This window comes from Candidatus Enterococcus huntleyi, from assembly GCF_009933175.1.
In the GTDB taxonomy this organism is placed as follows: Bacteria; Bacillota; Bacilli; order Lactobacillales; family Enterococcaceae; genus Enterococcus_K; species Enterococcus_K huntleyi.
In genome coordinates, this window is record NZ_MAEJ01000032.1 from 95,668 (window position 1) to 119,570 (window position 23,903).

A 23,903-nucleotide genomic window follows, 5' to 3' on the forward strand; every position below is an offset into this window, starting at 1 on the left:
TAACATACGGTAAGTGTCCTTATAAAAGTGTTATGCTTTCCACGTACGATAATGGAAGGAGAACTTCATGAGTCTTATCGATGAGGCAAAGAAGGGAAACGAGGATGCACTGGCGGCACTGTTCCTGCAGTACCGACCGATTATCTATAAGTTACAGAAAAAATACTATGTCAGAGATTTTGATTCAGAGGACTGGGTACAAGAAGGACGCATTGTGTGTTACCAAGTGGTTAATGCATTTAATGTAGATAATGGAGCAACTTTTGGTAGTTTTTTTAAAATTGCCATGGAAAACCAGATTCGTAGCGTATTGCGCAGACAACATGCATTGAAAAGACGGGCAGCAGAGTACTCAGTTTCACTAGACGAAAAGATGGAGACAGAAGGATCAGAATTTTTGGCCGATACTCAATTTGAAGAAACCTATGTGCTACAAAACATGATTATTAGAGAAGCATTAGCAGATTATGAGTTGATTTTCTCAAAACTTGAAAAAGAGATAATGAGCGCCTATCTTGTCGGCGACAGTCTAGAGAGAATTGCTACAAACAAATCATTGACTTCACAAAAGGTTCGAAGCGCCTATGACCGCGCGAAGAAAAAATTAGAGAGTCAGATAAGCGAAGGGTAATAAAATTGTTGGAAAATGATAAAAAGGAAAGAGTTTCTCATGTTTTTGTAAAGAAAATAAGTTTGCAATTCCTTTTTTTCTGTGGTAAACTTGTATTTTTTCATAATGTGTGCTATTATGGTAAATGAGGTGAACTTTTATGCCAACAACTTTAGCAACGATTAAAAAGGATTTAGAAGGCCGTATCGGTAGTGAAATTATGTTAGTTGCTCAGACTGGAAGAAAACGCCAAACCGAACGCAAGGGTGTACTTACAGAAACTTACCCTTCTGTTTTCGTAGTGGATTTAGACCCTGATGAAAACTCTTTTGAGCGCGTTTCATATAGCTATTCTGATGTATTAACAAGAACTGTCGAAATCGAATTCTTATCTGAAGCAATATAAATTGGGGAATGGGTGAACTATCCATTCTTCTTTTTTTATTTTGAAAGGAGTTTTTTCATGAGCTATCACGTACGAACATTTGACGAATTAACGACAGCTGAACTTTTTGAAATTTATCAAACGAGAGTCGCTGTTTTTGTGGTTGAACAAAATTGTCCTTATCAAGAAGTCGATGAGATTGATCCAATCGCTTGGCATACATATATCGGCAGCAGTCAGGATGTCCAAGCGTACACTCGAGTCTATCTGAGTGATGGAGCGGTACATATGGGGCGGGTGTTAGTGAAAGCAGCCTATCGTAAACAGCAGTTAGGCAAAAAAGTTGTTCAGCTTACGTTGGACTGGATCAAGGCCAATTTTCCTAATCAACCCATCGTGATTGGTGCCCAAGCCCACTTGCAGGATTTCTATGGTGCGTTCGGCTTCGAAACGACTTCCGATGTATATTTGGAAGATGATATTCCACACATTGATATGGAAATCCCTATATTATAAGGCTTATTAGATGGTTTGCTAAGGTTTGAATACCATAGTGAATACCAAAACTAGGAATTCATATATTTTAAGAAATTATTTCCAACATTCTTCTCTACATCTTTTGTAACATGAGTATAGATGTTTAGCGTTGTTTTAATGTCACTATGCCCCAACCTTTCTTGTACTTGTTTAATAGTAGCTCCTGATTCAAATAAAAGTGAAGCATGAGTGTGTCTAAATCCATGAGGTGATATGTGTACATTTTTATATTTTTTTAGCTTTTTGCCAATTATACTATTAGTCAAAATATCATTTTTAGTATTGCTAAAAACAAGTTGCTCTTCATCTTTCTTCAAAGCAATTCCTCTAGATAAAAATAATTTCTTTTGTTCAAACTTCCATTTTTTTAAAATAGCTATGGTTTTTGGATCTAAGGAAATTATTCTATCTGATGAAGATGTTTTAGTAGTGCTAATATACTGTGATTTAGCAAGTATTGCGACATTTTTATTTATAGAGAGAGAATACTCTTGAAAATTAATGTCTGACCACGTTAAAGCAAATAATTCGCTTTTTCGCATTCCTGAGTAAGCTAACAAATGGAAAATTGTAAAATATTGTGGTTCTTCTTTCCTTTCTGCTTCTTTCAAAAATTCAATTAATTGTTTTTTATCCAAGAAGTTTTGTGATTCTTTATTTTTAATTGTTCTTTGTTTACGAGGTAAGATTACTTTATCCATAGGGTTCTGAGAAATTATATTTTGATTTAAGGCAAATTTAAAAATCCTACTAGTATACATAGCCATCGTACCAAAAAGTTTATATTGAAGTGACCAATCGTTTATAATTTTTTGACAATACATAGGTGTTATTTTGTCTATTTTTTTATCACCAAAAGCTGGAATGATTTGTTTTGTAAAAAACCTCTCTATTCTATATGCCGTCGTATCCTTAACAGTATTTTTGTATTGTTCAAACCAAAGTTCATATATTTGTTTGAAAGTACTATAGTCTTGTTTTACAAAATCGTTATTCTCATATTCTAATTGTAATTGAGCGAGCGCTAGTTTTGCTTCTTTTGGAGTTTTAAATCCACGTCTTGTAGTACGTTTACTCTTTCCAGTTAATGGGTCAACGCCTAGATATGTATTAAACATATAGGCAGTTGACCCATCTTTTTTTGTGTATTTCTTTATGACTGCCAATTCTAAAATCTCCTTTCTTGAACTTTTTTTGTATTTTTGATAAAAAGAAAAGCCCGAAGGCTAATCTATTTAAATATGTCCCAAATACTAAACGATGTTTTCTTATAAACTTTATTATAAGCAGCCTTCTTAGGATTTTTAATCCAACCAGTACCTTTTTTACCGTATCCAGGAATGACTGCTTTTTTCACTGCTCGTTTAGCTTTACCAGTAGTACGTGCTTTTATGCTCTTTTTTATGCTCGGTTTTCTAACTCCTACTTTCATGATTCCCCTCATTTCTGATATAATAATTTTGATATTAAATACTAACCCTAGCCGCAGCGCCAACTACGACTGGGGTATTTTTATAGGTCAAAGCTTACTTTTACCGCTTTGCCTAAAATTCTAGCGGGCGTGTCAGGGGTAATAATAATAGGCGCATATTTAGAATTATCAGCTAATAGCATAACAAGCCCGTTTTGACGTTTAACCCTTTTTAAAGTTGCTTCAGTATCGCCATTTACCAAGACCGCTGCAATCTCTCCATCTTCCACATCTGGCTGTTGTCTAATAAGTACATAAGCGTTATTTGGAATAGTTGGTGCCATGCTATCACCTTTGCAATGCAGATAAAATAAATTTCCTGTTGGTAGTGTGTCAGCAACTTCGTCTCGATAGCCTTGGATATTTTCCTCGGCTGTGATTGGGTCTCCACAAGCAATATCGCCAATAATCGGAATCGGAACCAACTGGCTAACTTTTAACATTCCTTCGATCTGTTCTTCTGTAATTCTAGACCGCGGAACATTAAAGTAATCTGCTAACGCTTGAATTTTATCAAGTCTTGGATATTTTTCGCCATTAAACCAACTTCTAACAGTCGCTTCTGCAAAACCAGTTTCTCGTATCACATCAGCTTGCGTTTTTCTTTTTAATTCAAGTAATTCGTTTAAGTTATTTGCTAAAATTTCTCGTTGTTTTTGAGCTGTTTTTAATTGTTTCATACTACTTTATACCTCCTTTCAATGTATTAATCATACACCCAAAGTGAGGAAAAGTAAAGAATTAAACGTAATTTTTTTTTACTTTAAGTGTTGACTTCGCACTTTTAGTACGGTATAGTATAGACACAGACAAGGAAACGAGGTGATATAAATGCCAGAACAATTATCAATTTCAGCATGGCGGGAAGAGAAAGGTTTTACACAAGAAGCTTTAGCACAAAAGCTTGGCGTAAACGAAAAGACGGTTAGCGAGTGGGAAAATAAAAAAGTATCTATTAAACCTATGCACATTTTCGCCATTGCTTATGTACTAAAAGTGGATGCTGATAGAATTCGTCCCTGATTTTTTTTAATATAAACCGCACTTTAAGTGAGGTTTGAAGGAGGCACACAAATGAAAACACAAAAATTTGAAAACAATCTATTTCAATTAGAAATCAAAACGGAAAATGGCGAATCGTTGTTCGATGTTGAGACGGTAGCAAGAAGTTTAGGGATTGTCGATGTAAAAAATGAAATTGAATATGTACGTTGGCAACGAGTAAATAATTATCTTGGTAAAAATTCTCCACTTGTGGCGAAAGGTTCATTCATCAGCGAACCCATGGTTTACAAGCTAGCATTCAAAGCAAACAACGCACTCGCTGAAAAATTCCAAGACTGGTTAGCATCGGAAGTCCTGCCAACAATCAGAAAACACGGCATGTACGCAACAGATGAATTACTAAACAATCCAGACTTGCTGATTGAAGTAGCAACCAAACTCAAAGAAGAACGCACGTTACGATTGGTTGCCGAACAACGAGTAAATGAATTACAACCGAAGGCGGATTATTACGACCGAATCTTAAACAACAAAGGATTGGTAACCGTTAGTACAATCGCCAAAAACTACGGTATGAGCGCTGTATCGTTTAATAAATTACTACATGAGTTGGGGATTCAATTCAATCAAAGTGGCACATGGCTGCTATACAGTAAGTTCCAAGACAAAGGATACACGCATATTGAGCCATTTGATTATGAAGACAAAAACGGCAATCCGCAAGTAAAAACACGCATGAAATGGACGCAAAAAGGACACATCTTCTTATATGAAACATTGAAGAATAATAATTACTTACCGATGATTGAACGTGAACAAACAGCATAGGAGGAGGTAACAAAATGAAACGAGATATTTTAAAACGATTTGAACAGTTAGAAAGACATGTTAAGCATGAGGTGGAAACAATTTCCAAAGATTTAATTCTTGAATGCGATACGTATGAAGAAATCATTGAAGATATTTGTCAATACTATAAAAGCGAGTTCAAGCTAGACGATTACGTATACCAAGAGATCCATCAACAAGCAATGAAGCAAGCTACTAAAAGATAGCAGCTTGCAAACCAATTATCTTAGCCCATTCATTCGGTCTTTGCGATTAGATTCGAATACGGCTTTATCATTAATTTCTTTTGCACACGAATTAATGATTTCTTGAATTGCTACCAACAATTCAGGAGACGATTTAAGACCATGCCTAGATAAGATAGCTTCTATTTTGTCAGAATGCATATTTTCACCACCTAATGACTATTTCAGCAGACCACTTGCTGATAACTCATTATAGCAAAGGTTAGATTAAATAAGTAAAAGTCACGGAAAGGAGGCTCTATTAAATGAATAACACATCACAAGAACTAGCTAATATCATTGAGAAAATGATTAACGAACAGGTTTCAGAACAGATGAAAATACTTGAAGATACGTATTTTGCTAAATCAAAACAGACTTTATTCACAAAAGAGGAACTAGCTAACAAATGGAGATGTTCAATAACAACAACACACCGCATTCTAAAAGCAAGCAATATTAAGCCAAAAGAAAAGAGTGGCAAAAATTTCTTATTTGATATTGAAAAAGCTGAAGAAGCTAAGTCTAGTTATGATGGCGAAGAATTACGCAAGCATGAATTAAATCGTAAAGTACAGACAATGTAGTGATGAGTTAATTAAAGGAGGAACACAGATGAACACACAAAAATTTGAAAATAATTTATTTGAATTAGAAGTCAAAACAGAAAGTGGAGAGTCATTATTTGATGTTGAGACAGTAGCAAGAAGTTTAGGATTCACTCAAACGAAGAACGGAAAGGAATATATCCGATGGGAGACAGTTAATAAATATTTGAAAAAATATCTTTCCCAAGAAGTTGGGAAAAATGACTTTATCAGCGAACCAATGGTATACAAACTAGCATTTAAAGCGAACAACACTCTAGCCGAAAAATTCCAAGACTGGTTAGCTGCCGAAGTCTTACCGCAAATCAGAAAACACGGTATGTACGCCACAGACGAATTGTTGGATAATCCAGATTTGCTAATTGAGGTGGCAACGAAATACAAAGAAGAACGCACGCTACGATTGATTGCTGAGCAACGAGTAAACGAGTTACAGCCGAAAGCAGATTATTGCGACAAAATTTTAAAAAACAAAGGACTCGTAACGATTACTAGTATTGCTAAAAACTACGGTATGTCTGCACGAAAATTTAATGAGTTGCTACATGAATTAGGCATTCAGTTTCCTCAAAGTGGCGCATGGTACCTATACAGAGCTTATCAAGATAAGGGTTATACGCATACTGAGCCATTTGATTATGTAGATGGAAACGGAAATACACAGGTGAAGCCAAGAACAAAATGGACTCAAAAGGGGCATCTATTCATCTATAACACATTAAAAGATAACGGTATTTTACCACTTATTGAACAAGAATATATTGCATAGGAGGGAACACAGATGAATGACAGAATCATATTTTACTCAAAGAAAAATGGGGTAAACCAATGGTTACCTATATCGGGAGCAAGTTTATCAGGAATTGAGAAAGTATTCGATATGAAGGAACTTAAAGAGCATAAGCCATTTGCCTACGCTCTAATTGATGGAGTGGAAATAAAATTGTTTACAGACCAAGAAAGATTAGTCGCAATTGACATTGCATAGGAGGAAAAATGAAGATTCCGAAAAAGCCAAGTTTCATAAAAAAACCTTATTCAACAAAAGAAGAGATTGATGCTTGGAATAACTTTGTGACTTTGGTTATAAGCATATCAGCATTTGTATTCTCTATTATTCTCTATTTTCTGAGATAAGAAAGAACGCTAATTACAAGAGCTACTATGGAAATCACTCTAGTTACTATACTGCTTTGAAATGAAAATAATTCTTTCTTTCCACAAACGGTAATCTTGTAATAGTCACCATAATTCATTGCTGGAAACCCAGCAACTTCACCCCAAGTGCCATCAGGTAATTGTTCAATTAGATCATTTTCAATTAAAAAGTCTAGATGCTTGTACTTTTCTTTAATTTTGACTTTCTTAAATAAGTTAGCAATCCATAATTTTAAATAAATAGATGTATTCAATTTATCGCCACCAGTTTTTAAACTAATTATACCAAACGAAAGGATGAATAGCATGATCGATTCAATATTAGAAGCAAACAAGACAATGACTGCCGAATGGCACACAGAAAATGATAAGCCTGAGCCAGTCAGAAAATCGCTGAAATAAATCAAACAACAGAAAGAAAGGTTGGGAATCAAATGAAGCATGTAACGTTTAGTAAGTTTTTAGAAAAAAATATATTTCTTGCAATGACTTGTTTTCTTGTCGGAGTTTTTATTTCAAGATATCTAAGTTCTCAAGTGCTTATATTTCTATTAGGAATTTATGCTGCTGTAGTTGCATTGTATATTAACAGCTTGCGATACCTTGTTAAAAAAGACAACAAAAAAGCGACTACGCCGGCCAGCAGTAAGTCGCAAAAGTAATATTCTCTTACAACTATTATAGCACATTTTAACAAAAATAGAAAAACTCTTGTAACCGTTGAGAGAGTAAGACTATAAGCGTTAAGTGATACTTGCGATTATATTACGTATTCGCAAAGAGGAGGAGAAGAAACTTGTTGGATTTAGCTGCTTACAAAATGCATTTGATTGAAAATGAAATCCGTATAAATACTATTAAAAATTATATGAATACTCTTGGTCAGCTTGATAAATTTTTAACTGACAACAACTTTGATTTAAGTAAGGAGAATGTGATTTTATTCAAGGATTTTATGCGTACAACCGAATATTCAAAAGGGAAATATTATAAAACGAAGACAGTTAATCAAAAAATAACTGCAATCAATATCTACTTTAACTGGTTGGATCGTAAAGAACTTTGTTTGAAATTGGTAAACAATCAAACAGATTCACATAGAGAATCAATTGATCGTAATGAGTATCGAAAGCTTTTGAAAACCGCTAGTAAAGAAATGTATCTGTTCATGCTGACCGTTGCGAACACTGGTCTAAGAATTACAGAGCTATGCCAGTTGAAAGTAGCAGACCTGGACAGCAAATTACAGTATATAGAGAATAAAGGAAAGATTCGATATATATCAATTCCTGTATTTGTGAAGAAACAGTTAAAAAAATACTCATTAGATAATGGGATTGAAGAAACTATATTTTATAAAAATCAAGCAACCTATCGGACAAATTTAAAATCGATTGCTGGGCGAGCAAAGGTTAGAAAAGACAAGGTTTACCCTCACTCATTCAGACATTATTTTGCCAAAGAATTTATTAAAAATGGTGGCGACGCTACAGAGTTACAACAAATGCTTGGCCACGAAAATATTTCAACTACGACGATTTATACAAAGTACAATCCTAATGAATTAGGAGAGCGTTTCAGATCAATTAAAAATATTTAGGAGTGATAACGTGGCAGAAAGAAGAATGTTTGCTAAGACAATCATAGACAGTGATGCATTTTTGGACATGCCTTTGTCTAGCCAAGCTTTATATTTCCATCTATCCATGCGTGCTGACGATGATGGATTCATCAACAATCCGAAAAAGCTACAACGAATGGTGGGTTGTGGTGACGATGATTTAAAACTACTAATGGCCAAACGATTTATCTTAGTTTTTGACAACGGGGTAATCGTGATTAAACACTGGAAAATCCACAACTACATCAGAATGGATAGATATAAACCTACTTTATATCAAGAAGAAAAATCAGAGCTGATAGAAAATGAAAACAAGTCTTATACCTTTAAAAATGAGGTTGTCGATACATCAAAAAATGTTGGTATACCAAGTGACGACCATCTGCCATACCAAATGGATACACAGGTTAGGTTAGGTAAGGTTAGGTTAGGTAAGGATAGGGTAGTAGTAAACAAGGAAATCCACGACTACTACGAACAAAATGGTTTTGGTGCAATTACTCATAAAACTATGACTGATTTTGATTACTGGGTTAAAGATTTGGTTAAGGTTGGAGCGACAGAAGAAAACGCAAAATCAATGATTATTCATGCGTTAGGAATTGCTATTGATAATAACGTCAGAAAATATGCCTATGTCAACTCAATTTTGAAAGACTGGGAAAAGCAAAAATATGTTTCTGTCGAACAAGTCAAAGCAGAGGATAAGAAGAAACCGAAAGAAAAAAATAAGTTGAAAAATAGTGGATCAACAGATTACGAAGATTTAGGTTGGTAAGCCAATGGAAAATACTAGAGATATTTTCGGTGCGCTAATTGACAAAATGCTTGAAATAACAGGAACATGTCCACGATGTGAAGACAAACTGTACAGTTGGAAAACAAAAAATAAGGACGGAACTGATAGATGCGCTCCAACGTGTATGCACTGTGGATATAAAGATTTAAAAGCAAAAGCAGATGCTGAAACAAACCTAAGGTATATAGATAATTTGAAGAAACGAGCTGTAGACATGTTGAAATATAGGTCTGTCATTACGGATAGCGAATTATTCGATAAGACCTTAGATAATTATGTGACATCTGATGAAGAATCTGCACAAGCTTTAGGATACGCTGTGGAGTTTGTAAATGAGGTTGTCAAAGGTAATTCGACCCATATGATTTTATCTGGAAAGTCAGGGGTCGGAAAGAGTCATTTGTCAATGGCTGTTTGTTGGGCTGTTTTAGAGGATAGCAAGTATAACAAGAAAGTATTGTTTATTAATTATCGCGAGCTTTTAGAAAGAAGAAAAGCTTCTTTTAATGATAAAGCAGAAAATAGTAACCAAATTTCTTTATTAAAGGATATCAAAACGGTAGATTTTGTGGTTATAGATGATTTGGGAGCAGAATTAGGAGGAAACAAGTATTCTGATGCAACCAATTTTAACAATGATGTTTTATATTCTATTCTTGAAGCACGCCAGAACAAAGCTTTAATAGTAAATACGAATTTGACTTCGAAAGAAATCAAAGCAGCATACGGTGAGAGGATATTATCAAGAATGATGAAGAACGCTATGCGATACAGTATGCAGTTCAATAAAGCTGTTGATAAACGAATTAAAGGAGTCAGAACATGAAAAAATCAAAAGTTAATGTCGGAGCTGTCTATATGGGAAAACCTAGGGGATTTATTAATCGGATCAGATGCCAAGTTTTGAATGTATATGAAAACTCTGTGCATGTAAAAATAATTTGTTGCGTTGACTCAAGGGACGAGGATAGACAACATAATTTAGATGAACAAACTGTCTGTCCACTCAGCACACTAGAAGAAGTTTAGGAGGATACCTATGGAAATCAAAGAGAATAAAATTACTATGGATTTGGTAGATTTCGAAGAATTAGTAAATAAGCAAGTTGAAATAGCCTTGTCGCAAAATAAGAAAAGATATACTGCTCAAAATGTTTTTATGTCAGTTGCTATTAAAGGGAATGATATAAAGCAAATCAATATGACAAGCCCATTAGTTATTAATTGGATAGATAAGTGTAATGCATACAGCGGAGCGGTCTACACGAAAAATATGTTTAACACTAGTGGTTACGGTAGCACATACAAAGTATCCGATACTGGTGTTCACACTCTTCTAAGAAAATTAGCAACTTCTGTATTGGGTCATGGGAATAATGGAGAAATAAGATACGATGAGTTTGAAATGGCTATTGAATACTATGCTCAGTTTAAAGAATTATGGTTAAGTTTATATGCTGAACGACTAAGAATTGAAGGCGAAAAGTTTTTCCTGTCTGATTTAAGTAGTCATGAATAAGAAAAGAATCTTTTTAAAGATAGTTGAGTTAACCAAACTCCAGTCTTGGATGGACAACGAAGAAACTGTAAACAAAGTCGCTAATTTAGGCGCACAACTTTGGTTAATGAGTGATGATGTTAAACAGCCAGATAACGAGAATATCCATAAAGGTAAAGGAATCAGAGTGATTTACCCAGACGGACAGGAACAGATATTTGTTTCCCGAGCACACGCAAAACGAGTGGCTAAGATATCTGAAATTACAATACGTAAATATTTAGACACCGGGCAATGTGATTCGCGGGGCAGATTGTATGAGAGTTATTAATTAAACGAATAAGAGGAGTGGAGTTGCGGCCGCATGAAGTACTGCTCCATTTAACCAAACCAAAAAAAGCACACGAAACCCATACCACACAAGCGATACAGCGATATTTATTGACTTGTGATTATGTAGGGTATTCGCAAATTAGGAGGAAAACGAAAATGAATGGAATTAACTTAGCAGGAGAATTAAATGGGGCTATCAGAAAATTAAGAGAAGAGGACTTGATAGTAACTGGTGATATTTCCGATACACACCATACATTTGATGAATTGTATGAGCACCGCTGTTTCTTGTTTGCTGTAATATGTAACCTTTTTCCTCGGAAGGCTTGGAAGTCATTACACCATAGTGATGGCACAATGTATGAAGGTATGTTTATTGTTGGGATTGATACGCCAGAAGGAACGTACAGCTATCACTACGAAATGGAACAGTGGAGCTTGTTTACTGTTCCTGAGTGGGATCGTGCGCCTGAATGGGATGGCCATAAGCCTAAAGATATTGATAGATTGTTTTCTTTGTTGAAACAGGAGGACTGACATGAGAGAGATTAAGTTTAGAGCGTGGGATTTTTATGAAAAAGAAGTTCTTGAAAATGTCACACCATTGTTTGATGAATTAGGGAATATGATAGCTATTGTTACAGATTTTCAAATTATTGGAAGTCCTGGAACATCAGAAATAGAAATCGGGAGTTATGATACCACTTTGAATTGGGATGATTTCCCTTACATTCTCATGCAATACACAGGATTAAAAGACAAAAATGGTGTTGAGATTTATGAGGGGGACATCGTAGAAGCGTCTTGGGGAAGTGATTATCCTGAAGGTTATCATCCAATTTCTATTTATAGAGGTTCAGTGAAATTCGGTGAATATGAACAAGATGGCAGTGGTGGAGAGTATCGTGGTAGCCCGTGTATTGGATTTTACGGTGAGTTTGTACAAGGAGCGGATAGTGACCGTGAATTTACGAATCTCGATTCCTGGGCATATGAACGTTTCCAGTCTCTTCTTAAATTCGACGAAATTAAAGTCATCGGCAATATCTATGAAAATCCGGAGTTATTGAAGGAGAGTGGAGCGAGTGAGTGAATTAATAAGAACCCTTGAAAAAGAACGAGAAACTTATATTGCTAGTGGTAGCTCAGAGGATAAGGCGGTAGCGTTTGGCTTATCTATCGCTATTCGTGAGATTGAGAAACAACCACAGCTCAACGATAATCAGAAGATTGTGCTTGATTGGCTACAACTACAGACAAACTCAGATAGTACACCGATGCAAACAATTTTTTGGATGATGAATAAAGCAGCATGGGGGAGACTTGACGAATTAAGAGAGCCAATCATGGGCTTAAATAGGGAGCAACAAGCCCAAGTCCTAGAAGTATTTGCTAAGTGGGCGCAGGAAATGGAGTGTGAGTAAATGAGTGATGGATTCAGCACTTTAGACGAGTATAAAGTCGGTTGGTGGAAAAAAGGAAATCACTATAGATATTGTTATGGAATATTTTGGGGCGGATTGACACCTTTTGTAAAGTATCGTACAAAATCAAGTCATTTATCCAACTCTAGAAAAGCAACTGCAATTAATGCTGTATGCGACAACTGGTTTCCAAAAGCGGAATACCTCGGAATGGAATTAGAACAGGAGGGTGAAACGGAATGAAAGCCTATATCATCGGTTTAGAAAGTGATCCAGATGTTGGCAATGAAATAGTTTTTGCCAAAAACAATAAAGAAGCAAGAAAACAAGCGCTTGGACTTGATTTAACTGACACGAGAGAGAATTACATTGATGTGACTGTTAGACGCTATTCAGCCTTAGATAACATGGAAAATAGTTCACATCGAGATATATCGTTAAAACAATGGCAGCTAGGATGGTATTTTTTTCAAGACGGTTGCCCATCACCACCAGAAGAACACACAGATGAAGATTTTTACGAGTGGTATGACAGGGTATATAAAAAATGAATGAGGTGGATTAATTGAAATTTAAAGCTAAACCAATCAAAGAAATGTCAAAAGAAGATTTAGAATACATTGAGTTCAAACCAGATGCCGAAGGTTATATCCATGGTTTTTATGTTGATGGATACATTGTAGGAAAAGTAATAGAAGCAAATAGTGAGTACATTTCTCTAGAAAACTGGTGTCCAGTAGACGTGGATACATTACAAATGGAGGACGAAGAATGAATAATAGGCACCGTAGGCTTAAAAAAATAAAAGGTAAAAAAATCAAATACTTGTTTCTCAAAAAAGGAGCAAAGGGATATCACAAGACCATAACTTTCACATCTTTTGGAGAAATTATCGATGTACACAGTCAGACTAAAAGGTGGTTCATTGGCAACTTAGCTCAACCTTATGGAATGTTAATGATAAATGTTAAGTTCCGAAAAAAAGACTGCATACAGCTTTCTCCACAAGAAACCAAACGTATCTTTTTAAAACATCCTTATCACGATGAAAATGACTATAAGTATTGGTTTGGCGAAGATGCTGTTTAAAGGAGTGGATTAAATGTACACATACGAAGTGAACTACATCAACTACAAAGGCGTTCCAAAAAAAGAGTACATCTTTGCCGATGGTCAGAAGGACGCAGAAGCAAAAGCTATGGTGGTTCAAGGAATTTACAGGCTGGTTAGTGTGGAGGAGGTCAGAGAATGAAAATCATATCTGGAGCAAGGCGTAGTGGGAAAACTGCTCAGTTGATAAAAGAATCGGCTGAAACGGGAAGATATATTTTAGTAAGGTCAACTTCGGAAGTTGATAGCTTGGTTCGTTTGGCTAGAGAGTTAAATGTTAGCATGCCATACCCTGTAACCATATCAGAAGTGACTAACGGAAAAACAAAAGGTTCTTCAATGGAACGTGAAGGAATATTAGTTGATAACGCCATGAATGTATTACAAGAGCTATTACAGGTCAAAATTATGGGAGCAACAGTAGAGCTTGATTTAATAGAAAAAAGAGACAGCTGACCACTCGCTGTCTCAATGTAAAAGCAAGTCCTAGTTTCCGCTAGGTACTAGACGAACCACAAAACGTTAGTTCTCAAACGTGGTTCGTTTATATAATAGCATAACACGATGTATTTTTTAAGGGATTTTAGAAAGTTCTAATATGGAGGTCAAGGATGGGAAAAACTAAATCAAAAATAAAAAAGAAAAAGCGTCGCTTGCAGGAAAAAGCATCAGCAAACGGCACTCAAAAAAAGTCAAAATAAAAAGCCGAGATTTCTCCCGACAGCCAAGTTAATTATACCATATAGGAGGAATCTAGGGAATGACATTACTACCAGAACTGGACTATAAACAAACGAGAGACAACGCAAGAGACGTTCTTAAAAGTTGCAGAAGCCTGCAACGCAGGAGTGGAGTAGTTGTTGCCTTGGAATCTCCTGTATTGTCAGATATGCCGAGACACCATAGCAACCGAAACAACACTGAACATTCTATGATAAAGTCGCTTGAGTTAGTTAATAAAGGCTATATCAATATGCTAGCTGATGAACGAAAGAAACTACAAGCGATTGTCTCAGCGCTCAAATCTCTATCTGATGTCTCGCAAAGCATACTTTATTATTCATACTGTGTAGCGAATCCTAGCAGCACGATTAAATTAAGCAGAATGATTAAAGTATACAGAGAAGACGAATTAGGAAAATCAGAAGTCTTGCACTATAGTGTGAAAAATATCGAAAAGCTTAAAGCTTCAGCGTTAATAGAGTTTGCAGAAGCATATCATTATGAAAATCTGTTAGCTTTTAAAAAATAGGGTTTTTTTAGGGAAAAAATAGGGAAATAGTAGGGTTTTTCGGTTAAAAAGCGAGTTATTATGATATTGTCGAAAGTATTAGTTAACGAGCAACGAGACACACAATCAAATTATGAGGACGTCGGCTCAGATTGACTAATCAGAGATAATCTAGCTATATAAGCTTAACGACAAACTAAAAAAATCAATTAAATTTCTGTATCGGTAGCTAGATTTTACACATGCAAACAGGAGAGCAAAGTTTTAAACCTGTTCACACAAAAAATAAAACATCAATTGTTTTCATGTGAAATTGCGGCAGTCAATTGCAAGTAGATGGACACTATTGTAGTTCACTGCCGCTTAATATTTTATTAATTAGGAGGAGATACGAATGGATAACAATAGATTTATTGAAAAATGCAAAGATATTATTGAAGCTAGAGGGATTAAGAGAGAGTCGATTTTCGTTGTATGGAGCTGTAAGACATTGCAAAACAACAAAGCAATCTTATCTTACGCTGAAAAAGGCGCTCCTTTATACGAGTTAACCCATAATGGAGATAAGAAAGAAATATATGTTGATACTTATCAAAAAGAATCAAATGAATGTGTAGAAGTTTAGTAATTATTAAGTCACTGTGGCGGAAAGGGTAACGCCTATCTCAGTTTGAGGTACGACTTGCAAGGTTCGATTCCTTGCCAGTGACATTAGTAAGTGTGGCGGAATTGGATAAACGCGCGGTGCCGACCGTGACTGCTAAAAAGGGTGCGCGCCGAATGCAGTCGTTGCAGGTTCAAGTCCTGTCACTTACGTTGCAACCGAGGACAGGTGGATATGTGGAGAGTAAAACTCGTGTAGGTTGCTTAAGTTAATACAATCAAGTCACTCTCACGAGTGGCTTTTTTAGTACATAGGGAGGAGAGCTTATCATGAAAGTATTTTATGAAGCGAAAGTGGAGATAGTTGTTGCTGACGGATTTGTGGATGTTTATAAAAAAGCGATTGAGCTTGAAAATGAACGTTACTTTATAAATAATCCTATTTTTAATAGCGACAATCAATTAGTTAGTGATTCTGTGAAATCTGTTTGGTCTGGAAATACTGTTTCTATTATCAAGAATATTGATGATTCACTTACTATCTTTATTATCTCAAGAACATTGCAAAATTTAGAAGTCGCTGTTAAGTCATTCGAGAGTATGGGTGGGACTGCTGTGTATACAAATTATAGGGAGGATAGACAATGAAAGTATTAGTTAGGAAGTCGATTGCTGGTAACGAGTATTGGGATACAAAAAAGAAAAAATCATTATTTGTACCAAAAGGAACAGAGCCAAGTTTTAAAGTAACTGAAAATCCTAAGTCAATGATCACACATGAAGGGGATAAGTTGATTGTCGCTTATGACGAATCAGGAGATAAGGATAAAACAGTTTATTCGGAAATGGTCCAGAACAAAGACGAGACAGTTGAAGAACAAGATATTACGGTTGTTGAGAATACTGTTCAAGATGAACAGCCATCTGAATTGGATAATATGAAAGCCAAGGAGTTACGAGCATATGCAGAAAAGAACGACATTGAAATTCCATCTGCTATCCGCGCTAAAGGCGACATCCTAGAAATCATCAAAGAATATAAAGGGCGAGGTAAATAGAATGACTTTCAAACTTAACCTAGAAACTATGGAAGAAATATCAGAAAAATACAAAGGCAGGTTTACCGAATTTGAAAAAGGGATAAAAGAAGACGATCCTAAAGCAATGTTTACTCTTATAGAAGTAGCTCTTTCTCATAAAGAAGATAGTTCATTGTTAAAAATACTTTATTGTATGGGAGTAAATGGATTCAGTATTGTAGAAAGATCAGTTACCGAAGAAATACTTAATGGGTTTTTAAGTTCTCTTTGGGACACAACGGACTTAGAAAATGTTTTAAAATGAAGTACTGTGGATTTGACGGATGTCAGGTCAAGATAGAACGTGGCACCTATTGTAAAGAACATGCACTAAGGCGTAAGAACAAAGCAAAGAAGAGTGCGTACCACCATGAGAACAAACCATTCTATCGGACACAAGCATGGCGTGATGTTTCTGATTTTGTTTATGAAAGAGAAGGTGGTTGTTGTCAAAGATGTGGTCGCTTTGTATTTGGAAGGCAAGCACATAGACACCACGTAGTACCGATCAAAAAGAACGACATGCTCAAGCTTGATCCAAATAATATTCGCTTATTATGTCCAACATGTCATGTAATTGAAGAAAATGAGACAGACGAGAAGAAAGTTTTCCCGTCTTATTTTGATTAACCCCCCCTATCCTTTTCTGATAATTTTGTTCGCCGGGAGATAGGGTAGAGGGAGTTACGCGCATCGTTTTTTTTCAAATTTCAAAAACAAAAGGGGGGTATGTATAAAAAATGACGACTAAAGCGCAACGTAAAGCGATTGTTGATGAGAAAATTACTGCGGAAAAGGCGCGAATTTTGCATATTATGCAATTGTCCGATATCTATACAATTACCCTTGATCCGTTGATTGAATCTTATCTGGATATCTTTGAAATTTATCAATATAAATTTTTGGCGTGGAAAGAGAAAGGATTTCCTGAAACGCAAAAATACACGAACAAGTCTGGAGCAACCAATCCCTCAAAACATCCTTTAGCTCAACAAGTGGAAACTTGGTCTGATAAAAAGATAAAAGCACTTGATTTGCTAGGATTAACAAATAAATCTGTAGGAAGTAAAAAAGTTACTGGTGGTTCCACTGCAAGAATGAATGAAGAAATTAAAAGACCAGAGGAATCACATATGGATGAATTTACTAAGCATAGGAATAAATGGCGTCCGAAAGAAGGTGCTAATTTATGATTGAACAAGGTGTGAATTACGCGGATTTATTTGCAAAAGAGGTGAGAAAACACCCTGAAAAATATCCTAAAACGGTTAGACTTTCAATTGATCGTTGGTACAAATGGAAAAAAAGAAAAGATATTTGGTTTGATGTAAACCGTGCAAATGAAATGATGGACTGGGTGGAAACATTTATTGTCCATACAAAGGGTGATATGGTAGGGAAACCGTTTATTCTGGAACCTTGGGAGAAATTTATTTATTCATGGATTTATGGTTGGGTAAAAGAAAACGAAAAAGGAAAAACGGTTCGGGTTACGCGTGAAGCATATGTTCAAATTCCTAAAAAAAATGGAAAAACCCTAATCGCGGTTGGTTCTTTGGGTTACGCAATGTATGGCGAAGGAGCTTTATCTGTAAACTGTTATGCGTGCGCATCTGATTTTGCACAAGCACAGTATGCAGCACAGCCGTTTGCGGATGCAATCTTAAATAATCCGTATTTGCTCGAAGGAACTAAAATTTTTAAAGGACCAAAAGGAACAGTATCTAGCATTACTTATGAATATTTGAGCGGAGAACTTGCATTAAAGAATAAACTAATTGTGCAAACACAAAATATTGATAATATTGAGGGTTCCAATCCTTATTTCATTGTGAATGATGAATTGCACAAACAAGAAAAAATGGAGCAGTATGACAACTTCAAGTCGGCACAGATATCACTAGCTCAACCGTTAATGCTTAATATTTCAACAGCTGGTAAAGGTTCATCGTCGGTTGGCATGCGTGTTTATCGTGAAGCAAAAGAAGTTTTGCAGAAGGATGATAACGATTCTAACTTTGTTTTAATTTACGAACCAAACAAAAATTATGATTGGACTGATCGTAAAGTTTGGGAAATGTGTAATCCAAACTGGGGAATATCAGTGGACTTGTCAGCTTTGGAATCAGCTTTTAAAACTGCGCAACGTTCTGCTCATTCAAAAGCAGAATTCCTTACTAAACATTTAGATGTTTTTGTAAATAGTGCAGATAACTTTTTTGAGCAAGATCAAATAGAACCATGTTTAGTTTCATCAAAAGAACTAGGTAACTTGCAAAATGAACCTTGTTACGTAGGGTTGGATTTATCGAAAACACGGGACTTAACTTGTGTGTCTCTTAATTTCCCGACGTGGGATGAAGACGGAAAGTCCATTCTAAAAGTTAAACAACTGTATTTCATACCAAGTGAAAATCTCGATTTTAGAGAAAAAGAAGACAACGTTCCTTATCGAGAATTGGAAGAGCAAGGATTTGTAGAATTCTGTGATGGTAAATTTATTGATCAAGAACAAATCGTCCAGTTTATACAAGACTGCATGGATTTGTATGATATCCAGCAAGTGAACTATGATCCAGCTATGAGTGACAAAATTGTTGAGAGGTTAGAAAATCTTGGACTTGAGTGTATTGAGGTTCCTCAGTACGGTAAATATCTTAATTCAGCGTTTGATGACTCAGAAAGATTGTTTCATGAACAAAGAATACTATTCGATAATCCTTTGCTTTTGTACTGTACATTGAATGTGGTTGCTTTCACCAATACTCAAGGTTTAAAAATACCTAGTAAGAAGCAATCAAAAAAGAAGATTGATGGTTTCGTGGCGTTTTTATGTGCCCATAAAGAAACAATGGATCAAATGACTGACTTTGATGATGGTCAAATGGAAGAGTATTTAGGCAGCATTTATAGGTAAATTATTTGAAAGGCGGTGAGACTTATTGAGATTAAGAGATAGAATTTCAAATGCAGTATTTTCATTCATAGAAAAACGAGGATACATTGAAGATATCTTTGGTAAAACAACACGATACGGGCAGAGATATGTTAATGATAATTCAATCATGGAATCTTCTGATGTATATGAATTAGTTCAAGATATTTCTAATCAAGTTGCATTGGCTACTCCAATGGTAATCGGACCAGATGGACAAGAAATTAAAAATCATTTCTTGCTGAATATTCTGAATAACCCAAATGATTATCTAACTGGTTTCGAGTTTTCGAAGCTGGAAACAAATACACTTTTGATTAATGGTGAAACATTTCCCTTAACCGATCGTGATCAACTCCATTTGGCCTATGGCGTAACTACAAAAATCAATGAACGGCTGCAAGAAGAGTTTAGTATGAATGGTCAAGAGATTCCTGGTCAAATGATTCGACATATTAAAAATATCGGAACTGATTCATTAAAAGGTGCCGGAATTATTGACCTAGCTCGAAACACGCTAGAAGGTGTTCTAAGCGCTGAAAAGGTATTAACAGATAAATACTCAAAAGGTGGATTACTTGCGTTCATGCTTAAACTGGATGCACATATTAATCCGAATAACAGTGCACAAACTCAAATCGTTTCAAAAATTCTTGATCAATTAGAAGGAACTCAAGATGACAATAATCACACAGTCAAGATGATTCCTTTAGGGAAAGGCTATTCTATCGAGACGCTAAAAAGCCCGGTTGACGACACAGCAATTTTGAATTATTTAGGCGTATACAAGAAAGATCTAGGGAAATTTTTAGGAATCAATGTCGATACTTACCAAGCACTAATGAAATCAGATATTGAAAAAGCAATGATGTATTTGCATAACAAAGCAATTAAACCAATATTGAAAAACAAGGGCGAACATTACACTGCTCTTTTTTTTATGCCTAATTCTGGCTACCGAGTGGAGTGGAAAATCAATATTTTGGACTTCGTTCCTTATTCAACAAAAACAAACATCGGCTACAACATTGTGCGTACTGGTATTACTAGCCCGGATAATGTGGCAGAAATGCTCGGATTCCCTAAACAGAATACACCAGAAACGCAGGCAATCTATATTTCAAATGACTTATCAAGGATTGGACAGAAGAATGCAACAGACAATTCTTTGCCTACTGGTGACGAGTTGAAGGGAGGTGATGGAAATGAAAAAGAAGGAAATTCGGACATTTGATATCACCAACTTGACAACAAGAGATGACACCGAAAACAACAGTCGTATCGTAACGGGGTATGCATCAGTTTTCAATAGTCCGACTCTTTTATGGGAAGGGTTAGAAGAGAAAATTTCTCCAGGGGCTTTTTCAAGAGCATTATCTAACTCAGACGTACGTTGTTTGTTCAATCATGATTGGGGGAAAGTATTAGGACGTAACAAAAGTTCCACATTGCGTTTGGAAGAGGATGACCACGGATTGAAATTTGAAGTGGAATTACCTAACACCACCTACGCGAATGACCTCGTTGAGTCCATGAAACGCGGCGATATTAATCAATGTAGTTTCGGTTTTATTCCCACAGAAGAAACATGGGATTACAACACTGACCCAGTGCTTCGTACGGTCAATGAAGTGGAATTATTCGAAGTATCAATCGTTTCTCTTCCTGCCTATCAGGATACAGAAGCAGCACTTGCTAGAAGCAAACAGGAAGTCCAGCAAGACATTGCAGCACGAAAGAAAATGATCCAAAAAATAAATGACGCATTAGCGTAATGGAGGAAATAGAATGAATAAAAAATTATTGAAAAAATTACAAGCTCGTCATGAACAACGTTTAACAGAATTACGTGGACAAATCGAATCAGGTGAGGTTCGTGAAGCGGATATTGAATCCGTACAAAATGAAATTGACACCTTAATTGATGAACTAAAAGATATCAAAGATGAATTGGATGAAGAACCAGTAGACCCACCGGCTGATCCAGAACCTGATGTGGATCCTGAAGATGGTGAAGGTCGTTCTGCAGATCCGGCAGATCCAGTTGATCCAGAGCCAGATTCTAATGAAAATCGGGCTGGTATGATCACGCAACAACAACGTGATGGCTTGTTGGGCAACATAAAAAAAGGAATGGAAGGACGAAACGCATTGAACAAAAAGCAAAAAGAACAACAACAGCGCAAGGCGTTTGCTGATTTCATAGTAGGAAATATCTCTGAACATGAAGCTCGTACATTAGGTATTGTAACAGGTAACGGATCCGTCACAGTTCCAGAAGTGATTGCTTCAGAAGTTATTACGTACGCGCAAGAAGAAAACTTGTTACGTAAATATGGTCAAGTTGTTCGTACTTCGGGTGATGTTAAGTATCCTTTCCTAGTTAAAAAAGCAGAAGCAAATGTTAATAAAAAAGAACGTACGACGGATGTTCCTGAAACGGATATTGAATTTGATGAAATCACTTTGGATCCAGCAGAATTCGATGCATTGGCAACAGTTACTAAAAAGCTATTGAAAATGTCTGGTGTTCCTGTTGAGGATATTGTGGTTGAAGAGTTGAAGAAAGCCTATGTGCGAAAAGAAATCAATTACATGTTTAATGGTGATGATGCAGGAAATGAAAACCCTGGGGCATTAGCTAAAAAAGCAGTGGCTTTTACTCCTTCAGCAGCTGTTGATTTGACTGCCGCCGAAGCTGGTCAAAAGCTTTATGATGCTTTGATTGAAATGAAGAATACTCCAGTATCTGAAGTAATGAAAAAAGGACGTTTCATTATCAATCGGGCAGCATTGACAGCAGTTGAAAAAATGAAGACAACTGATGGCTTCCCATTGTTACGACCATTTACTCAAGCTGAAGGTGGAATCGGACATACTTTGGTTGGTTACCCTGTTGATTGGACTGATGCTGCAGACAAGAAAGGTGAAGTCGATACACCAGTCATTTACTTTGGCGATTTCTCTGCATTTAAAATTCAAGAAGTTATTGGAGCGTTAGAGATTCAAAAACTAGTTGAAAAATTCTCTGGAAAGAACCAAATCGGCTTCCAAATCTATAACTTACTAGATGGGCAATTGATTTATTCGCCATTCGAACCAGCCGTTTATCGCTACGAAATTGGGAAAGTTACCGGTGGCGGTGAATAATTATGGTCGAAAAACCTAAAGAGTTATCTTTAGAAGAAAAGTTCAAGGCACACATTCATTTTGAGGAGGGCATGGATGATTCCATGCTCTCTTTCTATTTGGAGATGGCGAAGGATTATGTTATGACCGCTACTGGTGGCCAAAAAGAATATTTGATTTTATTAGTGGCAGGTATTGGTTATGAGTATCGAGTTGCTGAAGGTGAGCTAGAAGCAGCATTGAATGCTATTACACCATTTATTGTGCAAGGGGTGATCCAAAATGCCGAAGAGACAGACCAATAAACTTAGATGGAAGGCTGAATTGTTGGAAATTGAAGAAGCTTTAGATTTAAATGATCATCCAGTTACGGTTTATAGAAGTAAAAGAGTTTTATATTACGAAGATATCGGTGTGACTGCCCAAGAAAAATATTTATCTCAGCAAGCAAAAACCGACGTTGTCAGACGGATTAAGATTAGATTGGATAAATCTATTACTGAGAAGCTAAGTGCCGTAAGAATCGATTCTGTAGCGTATAACATTACACGTATTTATACGAATGTTGATGACCGAGAAATGGAGTTGAGTTTAGCTTATGTCAACTAGTTTTGAAGGTCTAAAAAAAGTATTGAAATCAACAGGATTGCCAGTTACCCGTGACAAAGCAAAAAAAGGAACCGTTTATCCTTACATCGTTTATTCAAACGTAAGTAAAGGAAAAAAAATGGCCTCCTCAAAAGTTCATAGACGATTGCCATATTATCAAATTTCTTTTTATACGACAGGAACAGAAAGTGATTTGAATGTCCTAGAGAACGCTTTAGAAAAAGCCAATATCTCGTATTCTGATTTTGTAGGAATACAAGGAGATGAGAATGACGATACTGTGACGAATTATTATGCTTATGTGAGGTGTGTTGAAAATGGCTAATAACGGGTTTAAAGATATGGCGGACTATCTTAGTAACCTTTCTAAAGTGAATCCGAACAAACTTACAATTGATTCGCTAGAAAAAGCCGCTAGTTTTTATCTTAAACAACTACTGCCCAATATCCCTAAATCTCTACGTACAAAAAAGCATATGAAAGATCACATTAAAGTAATAGTTGAAGATGAACAGGTAAAAGTAGTTTTTGAAGACACTGCTTTTTATTGGCGATTCGCAGAGAATGGAACTGTAAATCAAAAAGCACAACATTTTGCGAGTGGTGCATATGAAACGAATAAAGGTCAGATTGAAGAAATTATGACAAAAAAAATTATTGAATTATGGGAAGGATGAATCATTAA

At 35.9% G+C, this 23,903-nt stretch carries 44 protein-coding genes and 1 tRNA gene; 40 read left to right on the plus strand and 5 right to left on the minus strand.

Annotated features, from left to right (window positions below; genetic code table 11):
- The first annotated feature begins 67 nt into the window (after positions 1 to 67).
- The 3 genes from BAU15_RS14865 (at position 68) to BAU15_RS14875 (ending at position 1,511) form a co-directional block, all read left to right on the plus strand.
- Positions 68 to 631, plus strand: coding sequence for a sigma-70 family RNA polymerase sigma factor (locus BAU15_RS14865; protein WP_161843512.1), 564 nt, complete (start codon positions 68 to 70; stop codon positions 629 to 631).
- Between the two features lie 139 nt (positions 632 to 770).
- Positions 771 to 1,016 carry a Veg family protein gene (locus BAU15_RS14870; protein ID WP_161843513.1) on the plus strand — a complete coding sequence of 82 codons (246 nt, stop codon included), beginning with the start codon at positions 771 to 773 and terminating at the stop codon, positions 1,014 to 1,016.
- A gap of 57 nt (positions 1,017 to 1,073) precedes the next feature.
- Complete coding sequence (locus BAU15_RS14875; protein ID WP_161843514.1) at positions 1,074 to 1,511, plus strand: GNAT family N-acetyltransferase; 438 nt, start codon at positions 1,074 to 1,076, stop codon at positions 1,509 to 1,511.
- Between the two features lie 50 nt (positions 1,512 to 1,561).
- On the opposite strand, the gene BAU15_RS14880 is transcribed toward BAU15_RS14875, so the two are convergent.
- The 3 genes from BAU15_RS14880 to BAU15_RS14890 all read right to left on the minus strand — a co-directional run bounded on the left by BAU15_RS14880 (position 1,562) and on the right by BAU15_RS14890 (position 3,683).
- Positions 1,562 to 2,698 carry a site-specific integrase gene (locus BAU15_RS14880; protein ID WP_161843515.1) on the minus strand — a complete coding sequence of 379 codons (1,137 nt, stop codon included), beginning with the start codon at positions 2,696 to 2,698 and terminating at the stop codon, positions 1,562 to 1,564.
- 65 nt (positions 2,699 to 2,763) lie between these two features.
- A complete protein-coding gene (locus BAU15_RS14885; protein WP_161843516.1) occupies positions 2,764 to 2,964 on the minus strand; it encodes a hypothetical protein in 201 nt (66 codons plus the stop codon).
- A gap of 80 nt (positions 2,965 to 3,044) precedes the next feature.
- On the minus strand, positions 3,045 to 3,683 hold the full coding sequence (locus BAU15_RS14890) for a LexA family protein (protein ID WP_161843517.1): 639 nt from the start codon (positions 3,681 to 3,683) through the stop codon (positions 3,045 to 3,047).
- A gap of 151 nt (positions 3,684 to 3,834) precedes the next feature.
- Between BAU15_RS14890 and BAU15_RS14895 the strand changes: the two genes are divergently transcribed.
- From BAU15_RS14895 to BAU15_RS14905, 3 genes are read left to right on the plus strand one after another with little or no spacing between them, the layout of a single operon-like run.
- Positions 3,835 to 4,026 carry a helix-turn-helix domain-containing protein gene (locus BAU15_RS14895; RefSeq protein ID WP_161843518.1) on the plus strand — a complete coding sequence of 64 codons (192 nt, stop codon included), beginning with the start codon at positions 3,835 to 3,837 and terminating at the stop codon, positions 4,024 to 4,026.
- 51 nt (positions 4,027 to 4,077) lie between these two features.
- Positions 4,078 to 4,836 (plus strand): phage antirepressor KilAC domain-containing protein, encoded by a 759-nt coding sequence (locus BAU15_RS14900; RefSeq protein WP_161843519.1) that lies wholly within the window; start codon positions 4,078 to 4,080, stop codon positions 4,834 to 4,836.
- Between the two features lie 14 nt (positions 4,837 to 4,850).
- A complete protein-coding gene (locus BAU15_RS14905; RefSeq protein WP_161843520.1) occupies positions 4,851 to 5,063 on the plus strand; it encodes a hypothetical protein in 213 nt (70 codons plus the stop codon).
- A 15-nt stretch (positions 5,064 to 5,078) separates the two neighbouring features.
- On the opposite strand, the gene BAU15_RS14910 is transcribed toward BAU15_RS14905, so the two are convergent.
- Positions 5,079 to 5,243 carry a hypothetical protein gene (locus tag BAU15_RS14910; RefSeq protein WP_161843521.1) on the minus strand — a complete coding sequence of 55 codons (165 nt, stop codon included), beginning with the start codon at positions 5,241 to 5,243 and terminating at the stop codon, positions 5,079 to 5,081.
- A 104-nt stretch (positions 5,244 to 5,347) separates the two neighbouring features.
- Between BAU15_RS14910 and BAU15_RS14915 the strand changes: the two genes are divergently transcribed.
- The 3 genes from BAU15_RS14915 to BAU15_RS14925 are packed head-to-tail and all read left to right on the plus strand — an operon-like array spanning position 5,348 to position 6,677.
- On the plus strand, positions 5,348 to 5,668 hold the full coding sequence (locus BAU15_RS14915; protein WP_161843522.1) for a MarR family transcriptional regulator: 321 nt from the start codon (positions 5,348 to 5,350) through the stop codon (positions 5,666 to 5,668).
- 28 nt (positions 5,669 to 5,696) lie between these two features.
- The gene (locus BAU15_RS14920; protein ID WP_161843523.1) at positions 5,697 to 6,458 is read left to right on the plus strand and encodes a phage antirepressor KilAC domain-containing protein; all 762 of its coding nucleotides are present in this window, start codon (positions 5,697 to 5,699) and stop codon (positions 6,456 to 6,458) included.
- Between the two features lie 12 nt (positions 6,459 to 6,470).
- Positions 6,471 to 6,677: a hypothetical protein gene (locus tag BAU15_RS14925; protein WP_161843524.1), complete on the plus strand. Its 207-nt coding sequence runs from the start codon at positions 6,471 to 6,473 to the stop codon at positions 6,675 to 6,677.
- Between the two features lie 133 nt (positions 6,678 to 6,810).
- On the opposite strand, the gene BAU15_RS15810 is transcribed toward BAU15_RS14925, so the two are convergent.
- The gene (locus tag BAU15_RS15810; protein ID WP_237580213.1) at positions 6,811 to 7,290 is read right to left on the minus strand and encodes a hypothetical protein; all 480 of its coding nucleotides are present in this window, start codon (positions 7,288 to 7,290) and stop codon (positions 6,811 to 6,813) included.
- Between the two features lie 353 nt (positions 7,291 to 7,643).
- Between BAU15_RS15810 and BAU15_RS14940 the strand changes: the two genes are divergently transcribed.
- The 31 genes from BAU15_RS14940 (at position 7,644) to BAU15_RS15090 (ending at position 23,895) form a co-directional block, all read left to right on the plus strand.
- Entirely contained in the window at positions 7,644 to 8,447 is an 804-nt protein-coding gene (locus BAU15_RS14940) for a tyrosine-type recombinase/integrase (protein WP_161843526.1), read from the plus strand.
- 25 nt (positions 8,448 to 8,472) lie between these two features.
- Positions 8,473 to 9,246, plus strand: a complete 774-nt coding sequence (locus BAU15_RS14945; protein WP_161843644.1) for a DnaD domain protein — start codon at positions 8,473 to 8,475, stop codon at positions 9,244 to 9,246.
- Positions 9,247 to 9,250: 4 nt separating this feature from the next.
- A complete protein-coding gene (locus BAU15_RS14950; protein WP_161843527.1) occupies positions 9,251 to 10,093 on the plus strand; it encodes an ATP-binding protein in 843 nt (280 codons plus the stop codon).
- Complete coding sequence (locus tag BAU15_RS14955) at positions 10,090 to 10,296, plus strand: hypothetical protein (RefSeq protein ID WP_161843528.1); 207 nt, start codon at positions 10,090 to 10,092, stop codon at positions 10,294 to 10,296. Before BAU15_RS14950 ends, BAU15_RS14955 begins: the two co-directional genes overlap by 4 nt.
- Before the next feature lie 10 nt (positions 10,297 to 10,306).
- A complete protein-coding gene (locus BAU15_RS14960) occupies positions 10,307 to 10,786 on the plus strand; it encodes a hypothetical protein (protein WP_161843529.1) in 480 nt (159 codons plus the stop codon).
- 49 nt (positions 10,787 to 10,835) lie between these two features.
- Positions 10,836 to 11,096 (plus strand): hypothetical protein, encoded by a 261-nt coding sequence (locus tag BAU15_RS14965; RefSeq protein WP_161843530.1) that lies wholly within the window; start codon positions 10,836 to 10,838, stop codon positions 11,094 to 11,096.
- Between the two features lie 158 nt (positions 11,097 to 11,254).
- On the plus strand, positions 11,255 to 11,635 hold the full coding sequence (locus BAU15_RS14970) for a WDGH domain-containing protein (protein ID WP_202622752.1): 381 nt from the start codon (positions 11,255 to 11,257) through the stop codon (positions 11,633 to 11,635).
- Position 11,636: 1 nt separating this feature from the next.
- The gene (locus BAU15_RS14975; RefSeq protein WP_161843531.1) at positions 11,637 to 12,191 is read left to right on the plus strand and encodes a YopX family protein; all 555 of its coding nucleotides are present in this window, start codon (positions 11,637 to 11,639) and stop codon (positions 12,189 to 12,191) included.
- Positions 12,184 to 12,522: a hypothetical protein gene (locus tag BAU15_RS14980; RefSeq protein ID WP_161843532.1), complete on the plus strand. Its 339-nt coding sequence runs from the start codon at positions 12,184 to 12,186 to the stop codon at positions 12,520 to 12,522. Before BAU15_RS14975 ends, BAU15_RS14980 begins: the two co-directional genes overlap by 8 nt.
- Positions 12,523 to 12,765 (plus strand): hypothetical protein, encoded by a 243-nt coding sequence (locus BAU15_RS14985; protein ID WP_161843533.1) that lies wholly within the window; start codon positions 12,523 to 12,525, stop codon positions 12,763 to 12,765. It begins immediately after the preceding gene.
- On the plus strand, positions 12,762 to 13,073 hold the full coding sequence (locus BAU15_RS14990) for a hypothetical protein (protein WP_161843534.1): 312 nt from the start codon (positions 12,762 to 12,764) through the stop codon (positions 13,071 to 13,073). The genes BAU15_RS14985 and BAU15_RS14990 overlap by 4 nt, the downstream gene beginning before the upstream one ends.
- A gap of 14 nt (positions 13,074 to 13,087) precedes the next feature.
- Positions 13,088 to 13,297, plus strand: coding sequence for a hypothetical protein (locus BAU15_RS14995; protein WP_161843535.1), 210 nt, complete (start codon positions 13,088 to 13,090; stop codon positions 13,295 to 13,297).
- Positions 13,294 to 13,611, plus strand: coding sequence for a hypothetical protein (locus BAU15_RS15000; protein WP_161843536.1), 318 nt, complete (start codon positions 13,294 to 13,296; stop codon positions 13,609 to 13,611). The genes BAU15_RS14995 and BAU15_RS15000 overlap by 4 nt, the downstream gene beginning before the upstream one ends.
- Positions 13,612 to 13,624: 13 nt before the next feature.
- A complete protein-coding gene (locus BAU15_RS15005; RefSeq protein ID WP_161843537.1) occupies positions 13,625 to 13,774 on the plus strand; it encodes a hypothetical protein in 150 nt (49 codons plus the stop codon).
- Positions 13,771 to 14,088 (plus strand): replicase, encoded by a 318-nt coding sequence (locus tag BAU15_RS15010; protein WP_161843538.1) that lies wholly within the window; start codon positions 13,771 to 13,773, stop codon positions 14,086 to 14,088. The genes BAU15_RS15005 and BAU15_RS15010 overlap by 4 nt, the downstream gene beginning before the upstream one ends.
- 304 nt (positions 14,089 to 14,392) lie before the next feature.
- On the plus strand, positions 14,393 to 14,884 hold the full coding sequence (locus BAU15_RS15015) for an ArpU family phage packaging/lysis transcriptional regulator (protein WP_161843539.1): 492 nt from the start codon (positions 14,393 to 14,395) through the stop codon (positions 14,882 to 14,884).
- A gap of 373 nt (positions 14,885 to 15,257) precedes the next feature.
- Positions 15,258 to 15,488 (plus strand): DUF6275 family protein, encoded by a 231-nt coding sequence (locus BAU15_RS15020; protein WP_161843540.1) that lies wholly within the window; start codon positions 15,258 to 15,260, stop codon positions 15,486 to 15,488.
- A gap of 89 nt (positions 15,489 to 15,577) precedes the next feature.
- Positions 15,578 to 15,679 (plus strand) — tRNA-OTHER (locus BAU15_RS15025).
- A 117-nt stretch (positions 15,680 to 15,796) separates the two neighbouring features.
- Positions 15,797 to 16,114, plus strand: a complete 318-nt coding sequence (locus BAU15_RS15030) for a hypothetical protein (protein ID WP_161843541.1) — start codon at positions 15,797 to 15,799, stop codon at positions 16,112 to 16,114.
- The gene (locus tag BAU15_RS15035) at positions 16,111 to 16,524 is read left to right on the plus strand and encodes a hypothetical protein (protein WP_161843542.1); all 414 of its coding nucleotides are present in this window, start codon (positions 16,111 to 16,113) and stop codon (positions 16,522 to 16,524) included. The genes BAU15_RS15030 and BAU15_RS15035 overlap by 4 nt, the downstream gene beginning before the upstream one ends.
- A gap of 1 nt (position 16,525) precedes the next feature.
- Positions 16,526 to 16,810, plus strand: coding sequence for a hypothetical protein (locus BAU15_RS15040; protein WP_161843543.1), 285 nt, complete (start codon positions 16,526 to 16,528; stop codon positions 16,808 to 16,810).
- Positions 16,807 to 17,175, plus strand: a complete 369-nt coding sequence (locus BAU15_RS15045) for an HNH endonuclease (protein WP_161843544.1) — start codon at positions 16,807 to 16,809, stop codon at positions 17,173 to 17,175. The genes BAU15_RS15040 and BAU15_RS15045 overlap by 4 nt, the downstream gene beginning before the upstream one ends.
- Before the next feature lie 110 nt (positions 17,176 to 17,285).
- The gene (locus BAU15_RS15050; protein WP_161843545.1) at positions 17,286 to 17,738 is read left to right on the plus strand and encodes a P27 family phage terminase small subunit; all 453 of its coding nucleotides are present in this window, start codon (positions 17,286 to 17,288) and stop codon (positions 17,736 to 17,738) included.
- On the plus strand, positions 17,735 to 19,462 hold the full coding sequence (locus tag BAU15_RS15055) for a terminase large subunit (RefSeq protein WP_161843546.1): 1,728 nt from the start codon (positions 17,735 to 17,737) through the stop codon (positions 19,460 to 19,462). The genes BAU15_RS15050 and BAU15_RS15055 overlap by 4 nt, the downstream gene beginning before the upstream one ends.
- 25 nt (positions 19,463 to 19,487) lie before the next feature.
- Positions 19,488 to 20,714 carry a phage portal protein gene (locus BAU15_RS15060; RefSeq protein ID WP_202622753.1) on the plus strand — a complete coding sequence of 409 codons (1,227 nt, stop codon included), beginning with the start codon at positions 19,488 to 19,490 and terminating at the stop codon, positions 20,712 to 20,714.
- Complete coding sequence (locus BAU15_RS15065; RefSeq protein ID WP_161843547.1) at positions 20,686 to 21,255, plus strand: HK97 family phage prohead protease; 570 nt, start codon at positions 20,686 to 20,688, stop codon at positions 21,253 to 21,255. The genes BAU15_RS15060 and BAU15_RS15065 overlap by 29 nt, the downstream gene beginning before the upstream one ends.
- A gap of 13 nt (positions 21,256 to 21,268) precedes the next feature.
- Complete coding sequence (locus BAU15_RS15070) at positions 21,269 to 22,630, plus strand: phage major capsid protein (RefSeq protein WP_161843548.1); 1,362 nt, start codon at positions 21,269 to 21,271, stop codon at positions 22,628 to 22,630.
- Between the two features lie 2 nt (positions 22,631 to 22,632).
- Positions 22,633 to 22,914 (plus strand): head-tail connector protein, encoded by a 282-nt coding sequence (locus BAU15_RS15075; RefSeq protein WP_161843549.1) that lies wholly within the window; start codon positions 22,633 to 22,635, stop codon positions 22,912 to 22,914.
- Entirely contained in the window at positions 22,892 to 23,218 is a 327-nt protein-coding gene (locus tag BAU15_RS15080; RefSeq protein ID WP_161843550.1) for a head-tail adaptor protein, read from the plus strand. The genes BAU15_RS15075 and BAU15_RS15080 overlap by 23 nt, the downstream gene beginning before the upstream one ends.
- Positions 23,208 to 23,543, plus strand: coding sequence for a hypothetical protein (locus tag BAU15_RS15085; RefSeq protein WP_161843551.1), 336 nt, complete (start codon positions 23,208 to 23,210; stop codon positions 23,541 to 23,543). The genes BAU15_RS15080 and BAU15_RS15085 overlap by 11 nt, the downstream gene beginning before the upstream one ends.
- The gene (locus BAU15_RS15090) at positions 23,536 to 23,895 is read left to right on the plus strand and encodes an HK97-gp10 family putative phage morphogenesis protein (protein ID WP_161843552.1); all 360 of its coding nucleotides are present in this window, start codon (positions 23,536 to 23,538) and stop codon (positions 23,893 to 23,895) included. The genes BAU15_RS15085 and BAU15_RS15090 overlap by 8 nt, the downstream gene beginning before the upstream one ends.
- Positions 23,896 to 23,903 lie beyond the last annotated feature (8 nt).

Excerpts from the sequence above, each read along its gene's own strand:
- BAU15_RS14865 (WP_161843512.1), top strand. The coding sequence starts at position 68 with ATGAGTCTTATCGATGAGGCAAAGAAGGGAAACGAGGATGCACTGGCG.
- BAU15_RS14870 (WP_161843513.1), top strand. The coding sequence starts at position 771 with ATGCCAACAACTTTAGCAACGATTAAAAAGGATTTAGAAGGCCGTATC.
- BAU15_RS14875 (WP_161843514.1), top strand. The coding sequence starts at position 1,074 with ATGAGCTATCACGTACGAACATTTGACGAATTAACGACAGCTGAACTT.
- BAU15_RS14885 (WP_161843516.1), bottom strand. The coding sequence starts at position 2,964 with ATGAAAGTAGGAGTTAGAAAACCGAGCATAAAAAAGAGCATAAAAGCA.
- BAU15_RS14890 (WP_161843517.1), bottom strand. The coding sequence starts at position 3,683 with ATGAAACAATTAAAAACAGCTCAAAAACAACGAGAAATTTTAGCAAAT.
- BAU15_RS14895 (WP_161843518.1), top strand. The coding sequence starts at position 3,835 with ATGCCAGAACAATTATCAATTTCAGCATGGCGGGAAGAGAAAGGTTTT.
- BAU15_RS14900 (WP_161843519.1), top strand. The coding sequence starts at position 4,078 with ATGAAAACACAAAAATTTGAAAACAATCTATTTCAATTAGAAATCAAA.
- BAU15_RS14905 (WP_161843520.1), top strand. The coding sequence starts at position 4,851 with ATGAAACGAGATATTTTAAAACGATTTGAACAGTTAGAAAGACATGTT.
- BAU15_RS14910 (WP_161843521.1), bottom strand. The coding sequence starts at position 5,243 with ATGCATTCTGACAAAATAGAAGCTATCTTATCTAGGCATGGTCTTAAA.
- BAU15_RS14915 (WP_161843522.1), top strand. The coding sequence starts at position 5,348 with ATGAATAACACATCACAAGAACTAGCTAATATCATTGAGAAAATGATT.
- BAU15_RS14920 (WP_161843523.1), top strand. The coding sequence starts at position 5,697 with ATGAACACACAAAAATTTGAAAATAATTTATTTGAATTAGAAGTCAAA.
- BAU15_RS14925 (WP_161843524.1), top strand. The coding sequence starts at position 6,471 with ATGAATGACAGAATCATATTTTACTCAAAGAAAAATGGGGTAAACCAA.
- BAU15_RS15810 (WP_237580213.1), bottom strand. The coding sequence starts at position 7,290 with ATGCTTCATTTGATTCCCAACCTTTCTTTCTGTTGTTTGATTTATTTC.
- BAU15_RS14945 (WP_161843644.1), top strand. The coding sequence starts at position 8,473 with ATGTTTGCTAAGACAATCATAGACAGTGATGCATTTTTGGACATGCCT.
- BAU15_RS14950 (WP_161843527.1), top strand. The coding sequence starts at position 9,251 with ATGGAAAATACTAGAGATATTTTCGGTGCGCTAATTGACAAAATGCTT.
- BAU15_RS14955 (WP_161843528.1), top strand. The coding sequence starts at position 10,090 with ATGAAAAAATCAAAAGTTAATGTCGGAGCTGTCTATATGGGAAAACCT.
- BAU15_RS14960 (WP_161843529.1), top strand. The coding sequence starts at position 10,307 with ATGGAAATCAAAGAGAATAAAATTACTATGGATTTGGTAGATTTCGAA.
- BAU15_RS14965 (WP_161843530.1), top strand. The coding sequence starts at position 10,836 with ATGGACAACGAAGAAACTGTAAACAAAGTCGCTAATTTAGGCGCACAA.
- BAU15_RS14970 (WP_202622752.1), top strand. The coding sequence starts at position 11,255 with ATGAATGGAATTAACTTAGCAGGAGAATTAAATGGGGCTATCAGAAAA.
- BAU15_RS14975 (WP_161843531.1), top strand. The coding sequence starts at position 11,637 with ATGAGAGAGATTAAGTTTAGAGCGTGGGATTTTTATGAAAAAGAAGTT.
- BAU15_RS14985 (WP_161843533.1), top strand. The coding sequence starts at position 12,523 with ATGAGTGATGGATTCAGCACTTTAGACGAGTATAAAGTCGGTTGGTGG.
- BAU15_RS14990 (WP_161843534.1), top strand. The coding sequence starts at position 12,762 with ATGAAAGCCTATATCATCGGTTTAGAAAGTGATCCAGATGTTGGCAAT.
- BAU15_RS15000 (WP_161843536.1), top strand. The coding sequence starts at position 13,294 with ATGAATAATAGGCACCGTAGGCTTAAAAAAATAAAAGGTAAAAAAATC.
- BAU15_RS15005 (WP_161843537.1), top strand. The coding sequence starts at position 13,625 with ATGTACACATACGAAGTGAACTACATCAACTACAAAGGCGTTCCAAAA.
- BAU15_RS15010 (WP_161843538.1), top strand. The coding sequence starts at position 13,771 with ATGAAAATCATATCTGGAGCAAGGCGTAGTGGGAAAACTGCTCAGTTG.
- BAU15_RS15015 (WP_161843539.1), top strand. The coding sequence starts at position 14,393 with ATGACATTACTACCAGAACTGGACTATAAACAAACGAGAGACAACGCA.
- BAU15_RS15020 (WP_161843540.1), top strand. The coding sequence starts at position 15,258 with ATGGATAACAATAGATTTATTGAAAAATGCAAAGATATTATTGAAGCT.
- BAU15_RS15030 (WP_161843541.1), top strand. The coding sequence starts at position 15,797 with ATGAAAGTATTTTATGAAGCGAAAGTGGAGATAGTTGTTGCTGACGGA.
- BAU15_RS15035 (WP_161843542.1), top strand. The coding sequence starts at position 16,111 with ATGAAAGTATTAGTTAGGAAGTCGATTGCTGGTAACGAGTATTGGGAT.
- BAU15_RS15040 (WP_161843543.1), top strand. The coding sequence starts at position 16,526 with ATGACTTTCAAACTTAACCTAGAAACTATGGAAGAAATATCAGAAAAA.
- BAU15_RS15045 (WP_161843544.1), top strand. The coding sequence starts at position 16,807 with ATGAAGTACTGTGGATTTGACGGATGTCAGGTCAAGATAGAACGTGGC.
- BAU15_RS15050 (WP_161843545.1), top strand. The coding sequence starts at position 17,286 with ATGACGACTAAAGCGCAACGTAAAGCGATTGTTGATGAGAAAATTACT.
- BAU15_RS15055 (WP_161843546.1), top strand. The coding sequence starts at position 17,735 with ATGATTGAACAAGGTGTGAATTACGCGGATTTATTTGCAAAAGAGGTG.
- BAU15_RS15065 (WP_161843547.1), top strand. The coding sequence starts at position 20,686 with ATGAAAAAGAAGGAAATTCGGACATTTGATATCACCAACTTGACAACA.
- BAU15_RS15070 (WP_161843548.1), top strand. The coding sequence starts at position 21,269 with ATGAATAAAAAATTATTGAAAAAATTACAAGCTCGTCATGAACAACGT.
- BAU15_RS15075 (WP_161843549.1), top strand. The coding sequence starts at position 22,633 with ATGGTCGAAAAACCTAAAGAGTTATCTTTAGAAGAAAAGTTCAAGGCA.
- BAU15_RS15080 (WP_161843550.1), top strand. The coding sequence starts at position 22,892 with ATGCCGAAGAGACAGACCAATAAACTTAGATGGAAGGCTGAATTGTTG.
- BAU15_RS15085 (WP_161843551.1), top strand. The coding sequence starts at position 23,208 with ATGTCAACTAGTTTTGAAGGTCTAAAAAAAGTATTGAAATCAACAGGA.
- BAU15_RS15090 (WP_161843552.1), top strand. The coding sequence starts at position 23,536 with ATGGCTAATAACGGGTTTAAAGATATGGCGGACTATCTTAGTAACCTT.